Genomic DNA, 13,391 nt, shown 5'->3' with positions numbered 1-13,391 from the left:
ATTACATCATTCCTTTCAAGTAGATGAAGCTGAAGATGAAGATCCAAATCACATCTAGGAAATGCCAATATAGTGAGAAGATAAACGACTTATTAGCTGTTTCCGGAGTCAAGCCACGTTTCTTGATTTGTAGAAGAATAAACAATCCCCAGAACAAACCGAATGTTACGTGCAAGCCGTGAGTTCCTAGTGTCGTAAGTAGTATCGCAGTGAAGGCACTAGTTTGAAGCCCAGCTCCAACATGCACATAGTGAACAAACTCATAGATCTCTACTCCAAGGAATGCTGCTCCTAGAAGAAGGGTGATTCCAAAGAAAGTCATCGTTGCTTTCGTACGGTTCAATCGCATCGCATGAATCGCAAGTCCGATTGTAAAGCTACTCGTTAAAAGTAAAAGTGTCTCGATTAACACTGGTGTTATTTCAAAAATTTCTGCACCAGAGGGACCGCTACCTACGCGGTTCTCTAGGGTGAAGTAGGAGGCGAAAAGTGTTGCGAAAAGCATAATTTCCGCTCCGATGAAAATCCAAAAGCCTAAGATTTTTAAGCTATTTTCTTCTGTGCTGTATTCTAGTGGAAGTGACTTATCTACCTTCATTTTTTAGCACCTCGCAATTTTCTTTCCGTTTCTTCGATTTCCTCTACCGAAATATATCTTCCGTGATCCTGTTCAAATGAACGGTAAGCCAGACAGCCTAATATACCAATCAATGAAACAATGGCAAGTGGCCATATACTGAAGACCATCGCAAATCCAAAGACGAAGAAGATACAGCTCATAATAAATGGTAAACCGCTATTATTCGGCATGTGAATTTTTTCAACTTTTCCTTGGAATAACTCATAGCCGTTTTTCTTAGAATCCCAAAATGCTTGTGTTGAATCAACTTGTGGTGTAACTGCGAAATTATACTCAGGTACTGGAGTGTGAGTAGCCCATTCCAATGAACGTGCATCCCATGGATCGTCTCCGATATCGCGAGAAGCATAACGTATGCTCCAATAAATGTTGTAAACAAGTAACGCGAATGAAATTGCCATTACACCGGCTCCGATGAACGAAACCATATTCCACATTCCAAAGCCTGTAGACTCAGAATATGTGTACATACGACGGGCTTGACCGTCTAATCCCGTAATATACATTGGGATAAAGGCTAGAACGAATCCAATAGACATTAACCAAGCAGTCCATTTTCCTAATCGCTCGTTTAACATGAAACCGAATATTTTCGGCCAATAGTAAGTAAGACCAGCTAGCATTGCGTAAACAACACCAGGAATAATTACATTATGGAAATGGGCTACTAAGAACATCGTATTATGATATTGATAGTCGGCTGCTGACATAGCAAGCATTACTCCTGTTACCCCACCTAGTGTGAACAGTGGAATGAACATGATTGAGTAAAGCATTGGTGTCGTGAACTCGATTTTCCCTTTCCAAAGGGTGAATAGCCAGTTAAAGATCTTAACCCCTGTTGGAACAGCGATTGCCATCGTTGTGATGGAGAAGATACTGTTTGACAGTGGACCTTGACCCATTGTAAAGAAGTGATGGGCCCAAACGACAAAGGATAGAAGCGAGATAACTACCATAGAGGCAACCATCGACTTATAGCCGTATAGATTGCGTCGTGCAAAGGTGGAAATAATCTCACTGAATATACCGAATGCCGGCAGGATTAGAATGTATACCTCTGGATGTCCCCAAACCCAGAACAGGTTGGCCCAGAGCATATCCATACCACCATTGTCTGTTGTAAAGAAGTTCGTTCCAAACAGTCGGTCCATCGTTCCCATTGCAAGTAATACAGTTAATACAGGGAAAGCAAACACGATAATTACGTTAGCGATAAATGCTGACCATGTGAACATTGGCATCTTCATTAGCGTCATACCAGGTGCTCTCATTTTCAGTATCGTTGTAATAAAGTTAATACCAGTCATTAACGTACCAAGACCAGCTATTTGTATTGCGATCATATAATAGTTCGTACCAACAGAGGCACTGAACTCGTTACCTGCTAGTGGGAAGTAGGAAGTCCATCCTGCATCAGGTGATCCACCTACGATGAAGGAAATGTTGAATAATCCCATACCCATAAAGAACAACCAGAAGCTAAGTGCATTTAAACGTGGAAACGCAACATCTCTAGCTCCGATTTGTAATGGAATAACATAGTTAAAGAAAAAGATGATAAACGGCATTGCCATGAATAAAATCATTACTACTCCGTGCGTGGAGAAGACTTCATTGTAATGCTGTGAATCTAAAAATGTGTTTTCTGGCATCGAAAGCTGATAGCGCATCATAATTGCGTCTACGCCTCCGCGGAAAAGCATTAGTAATGCAGATAGCAAGTACATAATACCAATACGCTTATGGTCTACAGTAGTGATCCATTCGCGCCACAGGTATCCCCATTTCTTGAAGTAGGTAATACCTAAAACTATCGCAAGCATCGTAAGGCCGATACCGACCATGGATGCATATATCAAAAAGCTTGGATGTGGTACGGCAAAGCGATCAAAGAAATCCATACTTTTGTTTCTCCTTTCAGGAATCTATAGCTTGGACTATAGTAATCTGGTAAACCTTCTATTAATGATGAGAATGCTCGGATTCTTCATCAGCATTCGTTTGTTCATGATTCTCATGCTCGGACTCTTCCATGTCATGATGCTCGTGATCTGAATCCTCTTCGTCTGTACCATGGTCGTGACTAGGAGCAGGCGAGAATTCTAAATGTGTTCCTGTATAAGTAGAGCGCCCAAGATGTCCTGGCTCTAATAATTCTTCAAACTTGTCTTCTGTAAGTGCTGGTGCAGTTTCATGTACTTCCTCTACCCATTCCTCAAAATCAGCATGAGACATAGAGGTAACGTCAAAAATGTTTTCTGCAAACCCAGATCCACTGAAGTTTGCATTTCTTCCCATGAATTCTCCTTCCACATCTGCTGCTAAGTGTAAGGTAGTAACCATGTCAGACATTGCATACTTTTGTCCGCCTAGCTGTGGAATCCAGAAGCTAGTTATTGGTCCGTGGGAATATAGTTTAAACTCAATCGCACGGTTTGCCGGAATATATAAGTAGTTAACTGTTTCGATATCTTGTTCTGGATAACTAAAATGCCATTTCCAGTTGGAGGAAGAAGCATAAATGATTAACGGCTCTTGATCCTCATAGCCTTGAGGTGTCGACTCAACGATATAGTTACTTCTTACCGATACGATGGAAAGAAAAATAACGATTAAAATAGGAACCCCGACACAAATTGCTTCCACAATTGGATTTCCTTCTATATGAGGTGGCTCATAATCCTCACTTTGCTTAGAAGCACGATATTTTATTAACACAAACACTAAAATAGCTAAAACGATAATTACGATCCCTGACATCAGGAAAATAGATAGCATAATATCATTTGCCTGTGTTTCGGCCTGTGGACCTTTAGGATCTAAAACAAGTAATGGCTCGCAACCTGTTAACACAGTGACAATAGTGAAAACCATCGTCAAAAGAGCCCACTTCCATTTTAATTTCATTGTTGTACTCCTTTCCAATCTATTATAAAAAGCTCAAATAACTAGTATTGGTTCAAAGAATTTCTCTCTGTGCCTCTATCTTATTACCTTCCATTTAAAAAAACGAACAATAAAACCGGACTTCACAAATTCTTCAAGAAGATTTGAACGTTCTTTTACACAATTGTAAATGTGACAAATTTATTCAAAAAAGCGGTGGAAACCATAAAGGATTAGTAGATGAAAGTTGACGCTTTAGGCTTGGGTGGCAGCTAGGGAAAGGGTTTTCTTGGAAGGGGTTATTGAGTTGAGCCCATAAACTACCTGAAGGTGTCCCATAAACAAAAGAAAAGCGCCCGTAAAAGTAATAAAGCGCCCATAACCAGGCAAGAAATGTCCCATAAAGAGGGTGGAAAGTGCCCATAAATAGATTAGAAGTGCCCCATAAAGTTATGGAAAGCGCCCATACCAATGAGTTCCGCCCATAAACTACCTGAAAGTGTCCCATAAACCAAAGAAAAGCGCCCGTAAAAGTAATAAAGCGCCCATAACCAGGCTAGAAATGTCCCGTAAAGAGGGTGAAAAGTGCCCATAAATAGGTCAGAAGTGTCCCATAAAGCTATAGAAAGCGCCCATACCAGTGAGTACCGCCCATAAACAGACTAAAAGTGTCCCATAAACCAAAGAAAAGCGCCCATAAAAGTAATAAAGCGCCCATACCCAGGCTAGAAGTGTCCCATAAAGAGGGTGGAAAGTGCCCATAAATAGGTTAGAAGTGTCCCATAAAGTTATGGAAAGCCCCCATACCAGTGAGTACCGCCCATAAACAGACTAAAAGTGTCCCATAAATCAAAGAAAAGCGCCCGTAAAAGTAATAAAGCGCCCATAACCAGGCTAGAAGTGTCCCATAAAGAGGGTGGAAAGTGCCCATAAATAGGTTAGAAGTGCCCCATAAAGTTATGGAAAGCGCCCATACCAATGAGTACCGCCCATAAACTACCTGAAGGTGTCCCATAAATCAAAGAAAAGCGCCCGTAAAAGTAATAAAGCGCCCATAACCAGGCTGGAAGTGTCCCATAAAGAGGGTGGAAAGTGCCCATAAATAGGTTAGAAGTGTCCCATAAAGCAATGAAAACCGCCCATACCCGTAAGGCCAGCCATAATTTTCGAGTAAAAAATAGTCGTATTTCTAACTAAGTATGGATCGCTGCCATTCGGAAATAAGTCACTCATATATAATCACCAAATGCAAAAAAAGGATATAATTGTTATAAGGTTTTTATTATTTTGTTAGGAGGTTTAAGGAATGGCTGAGCTACATAAAAAGAGTGCGCATGATACCCATTATTGGAAGGCATGGGTGTATCGAAAGAAAATGTATGTGGAATCTGGAATCATTGGGGTTAATAAGAATAAGGAAGAGATTCAGCTTGGACTTTTTGAAAATGGTAAGAAGCGTCTTGAAAGATTAGTAGAGGAAAAAAGAAATCAAGGGTTTGTGGATAGCATGGGGCCAGAGGAGCTTATCATTCATATCTATAATAATGGAAGTTGGTCACATGAAGATTTACAAAATGCGAGTATGGAGCTTTGTAAGCTGATAGAAAAAGAGCTAGATGAAACTGGTGTTGGATTTACCGATGGTGTGGGTATAGGTGACGATCAGATGGTGAATATATTTTGCATGGTAGATGATTTGGATATAGCAGTTGAAAAAATTCGAAGTGTAATTTCAGTGCAGAAGCTAATAGATAATAATGATATCTTCTTATATGAAAGGAACGTAGAAGATATCAATCTATTAAAAACAAGGGGATAGTTTTGGCGACTATATACAAAGGGGATGGAGACAAATGAAAATTTTAATGATTAAGAAGTCCGGAAACAAAACGCTATTTTGGAATATATCCGAATATCTATTTAGAGGTCCAATTACTATTGTGAGTGGCACACTTGGAATCCAAGGTAAGGGAGAAGAGCAGAAGTTAAGATTTTGGGAGAATCGTAAAAAGTTCATGAAAAGCCTAGCAGATGAGAAGGCTAATCAAGGCTATCAACTGGTGGAAGAAAAGGATTTAAAGAAAGTTTATATTCAATATCGATACAATGAGGAGAACGAGGAAGAGTTTGAGATGACAGAGGACAAAAGCCTGATGGTTGAAGAAATAGTGGAAGAAGAACTAATGTACACTGGCAACGGGTATGCCTATGGATCGGAAATCGGAGCAGGAGCAGGAACAAGCACATTTCAAGTTTTAGATATAGAGATTGCGTTTAATTCCATATGGAAGCTATTATCAGAAAAAAAGCTAACAGAAGGCGTGGAAATAGCTTTTGAAACTGATGAAGGAAGCTATGTATCCTTATATCCAAAAGGGGCAGTATTTGAGCTAGTATAAGTAGTGAAGAAAGCACGTTCTATGCTATAATAGGAGCCTTAGGTAGATTAGGAGCAGATGATCCCGGTTGAAAGGAAGTTTCCGAAGCTTCTTCCTTTATGTTTATTCGGAAGCTATGTCGGAGGTGTCATGATGAATAAAAGATGGACGATTGAAGAAATCCGTGAGTATGTGAAAAAGAATTCAACCAGTGAATTACTGTCGACAGAATATAAAGGTTTCTCTCAAAAATTACAGTTTAAATGTTCCTGTGGAAATGTCTTTGAAAAGACTTTAACAAAGTTTAAAGGGAGTAACCAGAAAAGCTGTACAGACTGTGCCCCAATAAAACCATCACGTTAATTAGAAAGAGAGCTGCTTTATTGGCAGTTCTTTTTTTATGGATAAAAAGTCTATACAGTAAAAAATTTACGGGTAGGATGAAAGTGTATTTTAACATTTAATGTTAAATAAATACAAAAATATTTTCTAAATACATTTTATTACCTATTCATCCAATAATGAATACTATTTTACAGTAATTATGTTAGAGTAGAGAGGAAAGGGAGAGATTAAAAATGATTAAAAAAATGATTAAATTAGTATTAGTAGGTGTGTTGGCATTGGGAATTACGGCGACCGTTAACATATCTGCTGAAGCAGCTACACATAAGGTTATGTGGGGCAAAACAGAATTGAAGGCAGGACAAATTGGTAAGGTAACCATTTTAGCAGACACGGATTTAGTTAAAATCGGTTCAAATGGATCACTTAGCAAGGTTCGCACTCTTAAAAAGGGCGATGAATATAGAGTTTACACGTATAAGGGGACAAACGGCGGCTTATATGGATTAGGTGCAAGTAGCTTCGTGCAAAAAAGTACAAAGTTAAAATACGAAACACCATCTAAAAGCAAGCTTGCCTTGTTGAACAAGGAAGTACACGGTGGAATCACCCCAAAAGCTGGTATGAAGCTTACGTATTCACCAAGCTTTACGGAGCCTACAAAGAGAGAGTTTATTACAAAAGTTGAAAATGAATTTGGTGCAAATCGTACTCTTCTGACGATACCGGGCCAGGAAATTGGTGGATATGTGTATAACGAATTTACTTCTGACGAGGGAGATTCTACTATAACATTTGGTGTAAATTATACAGATTGGGGTCTATTTAATGTACAATATCCTTTAATTGAAGGAAAGCAAACAAAAGAGATAGACTATGATGGAAATGATAGAATAATTTATAATATCAATGTAATAAGTACAACTAGCACTGTCACAGTAAAGGCAGGTACCTTCCAAAATGTTGTGATATTCAAAACTAACGCGGGTTACACTTATTACTTAGCTCCTGGTGTTGGAATTATTAAAATGATAGGCAGCGATGGAATCTTAGACGCTGAATTAATTTCTTTCAAATAATATAACAGCCAGACCAAGCGAATTCAGATGGTCTGGCTTTTCTTATTGTTTCTAGAAAAATGGATTAATTGAAATGTGTATAGTCACAGTAAGAGATACTTTTCTCGTAGCCTCACTCCCTAGAAAGGATTTCAATCAGTTCTGTTGACTTACTCTTGTCTAGTTGAGAATACTTATGTTCTCCGTAAATAATAATTTCCACTGTAGAGTTTGGGCTGATCCACATGCTATAAACTAATCCTTTTGCTTTTGGAGTTAGAAAAGAAAATCGGTAATCGGGAGGACGTACCATTTCTACTTTTGCATTTTCCCAACCCATCATATCTATAATTCTTTAACTTTCTCAACATCCTCATCATTCGTGATATCTTTGAAAACCTCGTATTTATTTTCATCCCCAACACGCTTTTGAACTTCTATTTTTTGACCTTCTATATTTTGAACTTCGTCTTTTGTAGCATTCGAACAACCCATTATAAATAGTGAAATGAATCCTATGAAAATAATGAAAGATTTAGTGATTCTCAAGAGTTATTTCCCCCCTTTACAAAATTAGACGTTTTCGCTTAAAAAGAGTCTCAAATGATTTACTAAACAGGCAATTTAATAGATTTACAATAAATAAAAGGCCATAGACAACTCGTCTACAGCCTAAGTGACCGGTTTATTTAGATGCATCCTATCTTAATTTATGGACAGCTGGATTTGCTCAATCCACAGTATTAGCCAGTCTTTGCTTTTTAGATTTTCTAAAGTAGAGAAGCTCATAAATACATGGAATTACGATTAAGGTTAGTAGGGTAGCCATTGCCAATCCTCCAATTACAACGATTGCAAGACTTTGTGATACAAGGATACCTGACTCGGCTTGCTTAAGTAACAGTGGGAGCATGGCACAGATGGTCGCGATGGCTGTCATAAAAATTGGTCGCATTCTAGTTGTGGCAGCTTCAACCAATGATTCCCGTATCGTCATTTTCTGTTCATTTTGCTTCACTCTGTCTAGCAAGACAATGGCATTCGTTACAACAACTCCAATTAGCATAAGTGCACCAAGTAGAGCAGTTATATCAATGGAAATACCACTTATTACGATTCCAAGTACAGCTCCAATTGCTGCTAATGGTAGCGAGAAGAGAATTGCAATTGGTGTGCGAATGGATTTGAAGGTTATCACCATGATTAAAAATACTAATCCAATGGAGACGAGCATCACTAAAAAGAGATCCTCAAATTCATCTGCCTGCTGACTACTAGAGCCACCTACAAATACTTCTATATCCTTTGATATTTCTATTCCTTTTTCGCCCTCACCATTTCCGAATATCGCCACGTTTATTTCACTAGCAATTTCAGAAAGTCTAGCTGGATCGACATCTGCAGTAATTCTTAGATAGGTTTCCCCATCCTTGTGCAGTAGGGTAGTGGCAAGCTTTTCAGACTGTAGGGTTGCCACAGAAGCTACCGGAACAGCTCCCTCGTTAGTCATGATCTGGATAGATTCTAAATCATTTGGTTTTTCTATATTTAACAGTGGCTCGAGCATAACTGCTTTTTCCTTGCCATCTATATTAATGGTTCCGATCGGTGTTTTATTTAACATTACACCTAATTGTTGAGCAATTTGCTCTGTATTACCTTTGGAAGGGTCAACAATAAGTGAGTAGACCGTTTTCTTTTCATCTTGATTTGTAGTGACTTTATTTACGCCAGTAATAGGTTGAATTTTTTCTTGAATAGTCGGCGCAAGCTTTTCTAAGCTTTCGATATTCTCTCCGACTAAATCAATATTGATATTAGTACTGGAGCCACCCATCATAAATGAGGCTTCTGTCATTTCAAATGCGGCATCTGAAAACATTTCTCTTTTTCCTTCAATTGACTCCATTACTATTGGGATATCATTCTTATCATGTAATAAAATACTGAAGTAAGCTTCCGTTGAAGAGCCCACCGCTCCATATTGTGCTGCCTCCGAAGGGGTACCTACTTGCGCAAAAACATGTTCTACCTCATCCATTTCAAGAATAAAAGCTTCCATATCCATCATGTTTGACTGCACTTCCTCGGCAGCTGTGCTCGTTGGATAGGTTAGCGTGACGGTAATATAATCCGAAGAGGAACTATTGACTGCTCCTTTTGGTATTAAAAAGTATGTGCCAATGGAACCGAAAAATAATGCTGCGGAAATCAAAAAGATGACCCACTTATGATTCAACGACCAGGTGACAAGCTTTGGAAAACGAGTAGCAGCCTTATGCTCCGGTAACTTCGTGTTCTTCAATAAGCTAGCACTCATGATAGGGACCACTGTTAAAGCAACTAATAGAGAGGCTAATAGCGAATAGGTAACCGTTAGAGCAAAGGGAAGTAAAAAGTCCTGTAAGGAACCATTTAACAAGCTCATGGGAAGAAAAACTGCTACAGTCGTTAATGTCGATGCTGTAATGGCGACTCCAACCTGTTTTGTGGCATCAATCACCATTTGAACACTAAACTTTTCGGACTGCATCTTCCGAAAAATATTCTCTATGACTACTATGCTGTCATCCACTAATCTCCCAACTGCAACCGCGACACCACCAAGCGTCAAGATGTTCAATGTCACACCAGATAGCGATAGTAAAAATAAAGTCAGGCATAGCGATAGAGGAATCGAAATAATCGTAATAAAGGTAGACCGAATGTTACGAAGGAATATCATGATTACAATAGTTGCAAACAATGCTCCGAGTAAAACTTCCTTCATCATCGTGTGGACAGAATTTTGAACCAAGTCCGAGGAAGATACATAAATGACGGATTCTTGCTGCGTATACTTTTCGTTTAATTCCTTTGTTACTCTTTCCACTTCCTTACTGATCGTCACTGCATTGGATGTGCTATCCTTTGTAATACTAATATCCAGTGTATCCTTGCCATTAAAGTGACTCATAAAAGCTGAATCGGTTGCTTCCTGAATATTAGCAATGTCCTCCAGTGTTACTTCAGGTACAATGGTCATTTGCTTTAACTTATCTAAGCTAGTTACATCGCCGATGACCTTAATATTACTGACTTGACCGTTTACCGTCTTCTCTCCAACAGACACCGCAACATTTTGTCCTTGAAGTATAGTTAATACTGATTCAATGGGAATTTGATTCTCCTGCATTTTTTCCATATCCAATTGAACTGAAATGGTTGTATCATGTGCCCCGTATAAATCTACGTTGGAAATCCCTTTGATTTGTTGATAGCGTGAGATGAGCGTGTTCCTTGCAAACTCCACATTTTCAGAGGAAAGTCCATCCTCAAACATAACAGCGATATTCACAATAGGGATCATAGACGTATGCAGCTGGGAAACCACTGGCTTCGCTATACCGGAAGGGAAGGAAATGTGTGCTAAAGCCTCTTGTACCTCCTGTTTTGCCAGCTTCATATCATATCCAGATTCATAGACGATGTCTACATGTGAATATCCATCCCCTGTTCTGGAATAGATGGAAGACTTCCCATTTAGACCGTTTATTGCGCTTTCAATCGGACTTGTTACTTCAGTTTCCATTGTTTTTGCATCTGTTCCCGAACCCATCGTTATAATGGTGACCTGTGGATTATCCGCTGAAGGTAAGAACTCCATTGGCAAACGAAAGTAACTAATCACCCCAATTACTAAAACTAATACAGTCAATACAGCTATTGCTGCTTTGTTGCTAAATGCCCACCTGGTTAACAATGACACACTTGACTCCTCCTTTTAAATGAAAACAATGTGTATGAGTGCTCTTGATGTAATTTCTTTCTAATTGTATAAAAATGGCAAGAATGTCACATTGTTCGTGAGGATGAATTGTTACTAAGACCAGGGGCTGAAAAGGATGTCATACTTAAGGTGAGTGAGCCGAAAAGTGAGCAGAAAGATTCTCGGCCTCTAGTATGGTAAGTCGGTGAGATGCAAAAAGCTCCAAGCATGGATCGCTTGGAGCTTTAGGTGATTTAGTTTAACAATACGTCATAATTTAACTTCCATTATACAATTAACCTCTTGGAATCCAACCTTCTTATAAATCTCTTTGGCAAAGTTGGAGGCAAACACATTTAATCGGACCGCTTCATAGCCTTGTTCTTTAAAATAGGAGTTTCCTTCATTGATCAGGATTTTAGAAAGTCCCTTTCCTCTATGGGCGGGCATTACATAGATTTCATATATAAACCCATACTTGTTGTCAGTAAAATAGTCTGTATTTTCACCTAACATGATCCAGCCTTGAATAGCTTCCTCTTCTTTAATCACTAAGTAGAAGCCACCTTTATCTATAACGCCTTGAAACATGGCTATTGCCTTCTCCTCAGAAATTTTCAGTTGCGTTGCATCATATGCAGAGCTTACTGCATGAGAAAGAATAAATGAGACATCCTCTTTCGTTGCTTTTGTAATCATATAAATCCCCCTTTATCCTATTTTATTTCCACAAGATTTGGTCATAATCCTTTAATGCACTCATTTAAAATAACTATCACCTCACATAACAAATTAGTAATGTATCACTTATGTATAGTTTGTTATGCTTGTTTAAAGGGGGCGTATTTATGCATACATTTCACGTTAGCTCTATTGGAACAGTACATAACACTAGAAAAACTCCGGAGGATGATTATTGGGGGGAGGTAGTTTCTGAAATTAGGTTAAACAATGATTGGGACGAGAGCAGTCTAGATGGTATTGATGCTTTTAGTCATGTGGAAATCATTTTCTTGTTTCACCTTGTTTCTGACGATCAAGTACAATATACTGCTAGGCATCCAAGAAACAATACGACTTATCCGAAGGTAGGTATATTAGCGCAGCGAGGTAAGAATCGACCAAATAAAATAGGACTTACAACGGTTGAGTTGATTGAACGGGATGGGCTATCGATCTTTGTCAAAGGGTTAGATGCGATAGATGGGACTCCAGTGCTAGACATTAAGCCCGTGATGAGCGAATTTCTACCGAAGGGGAAAGTGAAGCAACCAAAATGGGCAACCGAATTAATGATGAATTATTGGGAGTAAGCTTTAAAAAGGACTTAAGCGTCCGATAGCGAATAAAAGAAAGAGTACAGTTTATTTAGGAGGGAGCATATGAGTATAATCGAACGAATTGATACGGTCTGCTTAAAGGTGCGGGATATTAATACCGCTAGCAGCTGGTATCAGGAGATGCTAGGACTGGAGGAACAATATAGGGAGGAACACTATGCCATTTTGAAAATTGGAGAAAGTGGTGTACCCTTAACGCTTGAAAAGGGAGAGCCAAATGGTGGAGGAAATAGTACATATCCAATCTTTTTCTCTTCTTCTATAGATGAAGCGCATAAAACATTATCCAGTCGAGGAGTAACGGTCACAGATATACAGCAGGATGGCCTAAACACCTATTTTGAGCTGTTCGACGTAGATGGGAACAAATCTCAAATTTGTTACTGGAAATAAGGATGCTCTAAAGGACATATAGTAAAAAGAACAACTTTTAAAGGGTGGAATGCACATTGGACTTTGTCACATCATTATTTAACTCACATTATGATCTATATATAAGATTAGCAGTAGCCACATTCATAGGTCTGTTAATAGGACTAGAGAGGGCTATTAAGCACAAGCCTGCAGGTATCCGTACGCATATTTTAGTATGTCTCGGCTCTACACTGGCGATGAGCTTATCTACCTTAAACCAAGGGCCTTATATGGATCCCATGCGATTAGCAGCTCAAGTTATTAGCGGTATCGGATTTCTAGGCGCAGGAGTTATTTGGGTGGATAAGGATAACGTGAAACGAGGTCTAACAACAGCAGCAAATCTTTGGATTACCGCATGCGTAGGATTAACAATCGGTTATGGCGCATATGATTTAGCAATACTCACAGTTTTCCTCATGTTTATCGCCATGAACCTTCCAAGGGTATTAGAGAAGATGAGACTTCTACCTCCAAGAGGGAAAGAGAAGGAAGCGCATGAGGTTGATAGTGATGGGGAATAAAAGGTGGAACAAAGCCACGCTACCAGTTCAGCTACTGGAGTGATGGCTTTTTCTT

Annotated in this window: 14 protein-coding genes; 7 read left to right on the top strand and 7 right to left on the bottom strand. The window is 39.1% G+C overall.

Translation table 11 applies throughout. The features are described 5' to 3' along the window. Position 1: 1 nt before the first annotated feature. The 3 genes from qoxC to qoxA all read right to left on the bottom strand — a co-directional run bounded on the left by qoxC (position 2) and on the right by qoxA (position 3,550). Complete coding sequence (gene qoxC / locus M3627_RS14415; protein WP_251556238.1) at positions 2-598, bottom strand: cytochrome aa3 quinol oxidase subunit III; 597 nt, start codon at positions 596-598, stop codon at positions 2-4. Beyond that, a complete protein-coding gene (qoxB, locus tag M3627_RS14410; RefSeq protein ID WP_251556236.1) occupies positions 595-2,544 on the bottom strand; it encodes a cytochrome aa3 quinol oxidase subunit I in 1,950 nt (649 codons plus the stop codon). The genes qoxC and qoxB overlap by 4 nt, the downstream gene beginning before the upstream one ends. A 61-nt stretch (positions 2,545-2,605) precedes the next feature. Continuing rightward, positions 2,606-3,550 (bottom strand): cytochrome aa3 quinol oxidase subunit II, encoded by a 945-nt coding sequence (gene qoxA / locus M3627_RS14405; protein WP_251556235.1) that lies wholly within the window; start codon positions 3,548-3,550, stop codon positions 2,606-2,608. Between the two features lie 1,285 nt (positions 3,551-4,835). On the opposite strand from qoxA, the gene M3627_RS14400 reads away from it, so the two are divergent. The 4 genes from M3627_RS14400 (at position 4,836) to M3627_RS14385 (ending at position 7,331) form a co-directional block, all read left to right on the top strand. Further along, positions 4,836-5,348, top strand: a complete 513-nt coding sequence (locus tag M3627_RS14400; RefSeq protein WP_251556234.1) for a hypothetical protein — start codon at positions 4,836-4,838, stop codon at positions 5,346-5,348. 34 nt (positions 5,349-5,382) lie between these two features. Further along, positions 5,383-5,928, top strand: a complete 546-nt coding sequence (locus tag M3627_RS14395; protein WP_251556233.1) for a hypothetical protein — start codon at positions 5,383-5,385, stop codon at positions 5,926-5,928. Between the two features lie 132 nt (positions 5,929-6,060). Next, positions 6,061-6,270: a hypothetical protein gene (locus M3627_RS14390; RefSeq protein ID WP_169359914.1), complete on the top strand. Its 210-nt coding sequence runs from the start codon at positions 6,061-6,063 to the stop codon at positions 6,268-6,270. Positions 6,271-6,485: 215 nt separating this feature from the next. After that, on the top strand, positions 6,486-7,331 hold the full coding sequence (locus M3627_RS14385) for a hypothetical protein (protein WP_251556232.1): 846 nt from the start codon (positions 6,486-6,488) through the stop codon (positions 7,329-7,331). A 112-nt stretch (positions 7,332-7,443) separates the two neighbouring features. Here M3627_RS14385 and M3627_RS14380 read toward each other — a convergent pair whose 3' ends face one another. The 4 genes from M3627_RS14380 to M3627_RS14365 form a co-directional block, all read right to left on the bottom strand. Beyond that, positions 7,444-7,653: a YhfM domain-containing protein gene (locus M3627_RS14380; RefSeq protein WP_251556231.1), complete on the bottom strand. Its 210-nt coding sequence runs from the start codon at positions 7,651-7,653 to the stop codon at positions 7,444-7,446. A gap of 2 nt (positions 7,654-7,655) precedes the next feature. Next, the gene (locus M3627_RS14375; protein WP_251556230.1) at positions 7,656-7,859 is read right to left on the bottom strand and encodes a hypothetical protein; all 204 of its coding nucleotides are present in this window, start codon (positions 7,857-7,859) and stop codon (positions 7,656-7,658) included. A gap of 181 nt (positions 7,860-8,040) precedes the next feature. Next, complete coding sequence (locus M3627_RS14370) at positions 8,041-11,058, bottom strand: efflux RND transporter permease subunit (RefSeq protein WP_251556228.1); 3,018 nt, start codon at positions 11,056-11,058, stop codon at positions 8,041-8,043. 270 nt (positions 11,059-11,328) lie between these two features. Then, complete coding sequence (locus M3627_RS14365) at positions 11,329-11,757, bottom strand: GNAT family N-acetyltransferase (protein ID WP_169359911.1); 429 nt, start codon at positions 11,755-11,757, stop codon at positions 11,329-11,331. Between the two features lie 149 nt (positions 11,758-11,906). Between M3627_RS14365 and M3627_RS14360 the strand changes: the two genes are divergently transcribed. From M3627_RS14360 to M3627_RS14350, 3 genes are all read left to right on the top strand, one after another. Then, entirely contained in the window at positions 11,907-12,371 is a 465-nt protein-coding gene (locus M3627_RS14360) for an SAM-dependent methyltransferase (RefSeq protein WP_251556226.1), read from the top strand. Between the two features lie 69 nt (positions 12,372-12,440). Continuing rightward, a complete protein-coding gene (locus tag M3627_RS14355; RefSeq protein WP_251556225.1) occupies positions 12,441-12,791 on the top strand; it encodes a VOC family protein in 351 nt (116 codons plus the stop codon). A 56-nt stretch (positions 12,792-12,847) separates the two neighbouring features. Beyond that, positions 12,848-13,336, top strand: coding sequence for an MgtC/SapB family protein (locus M3627_RS14350; RefSeq protein WP_169359609.1), 489 nt, complete (start codon positions 12,848-12,850; stop codon positions 13,334-13,336). Positions 13,337-13,391 lie beyond the last annotated feature (55 nt).

This window comes from Psychrobacillus sp. MER TA 171 (assembly GCF_023713305.1).
GTDB lineage: Bacteria > Bacillota > Bacilli > Bacillales_A > Planococcaceae > Psychrobacillus.
Note: the sequence above shows the minus strand (reverse complement) of the source record. Positions and strands in the feature narration are given on the sequence as shown.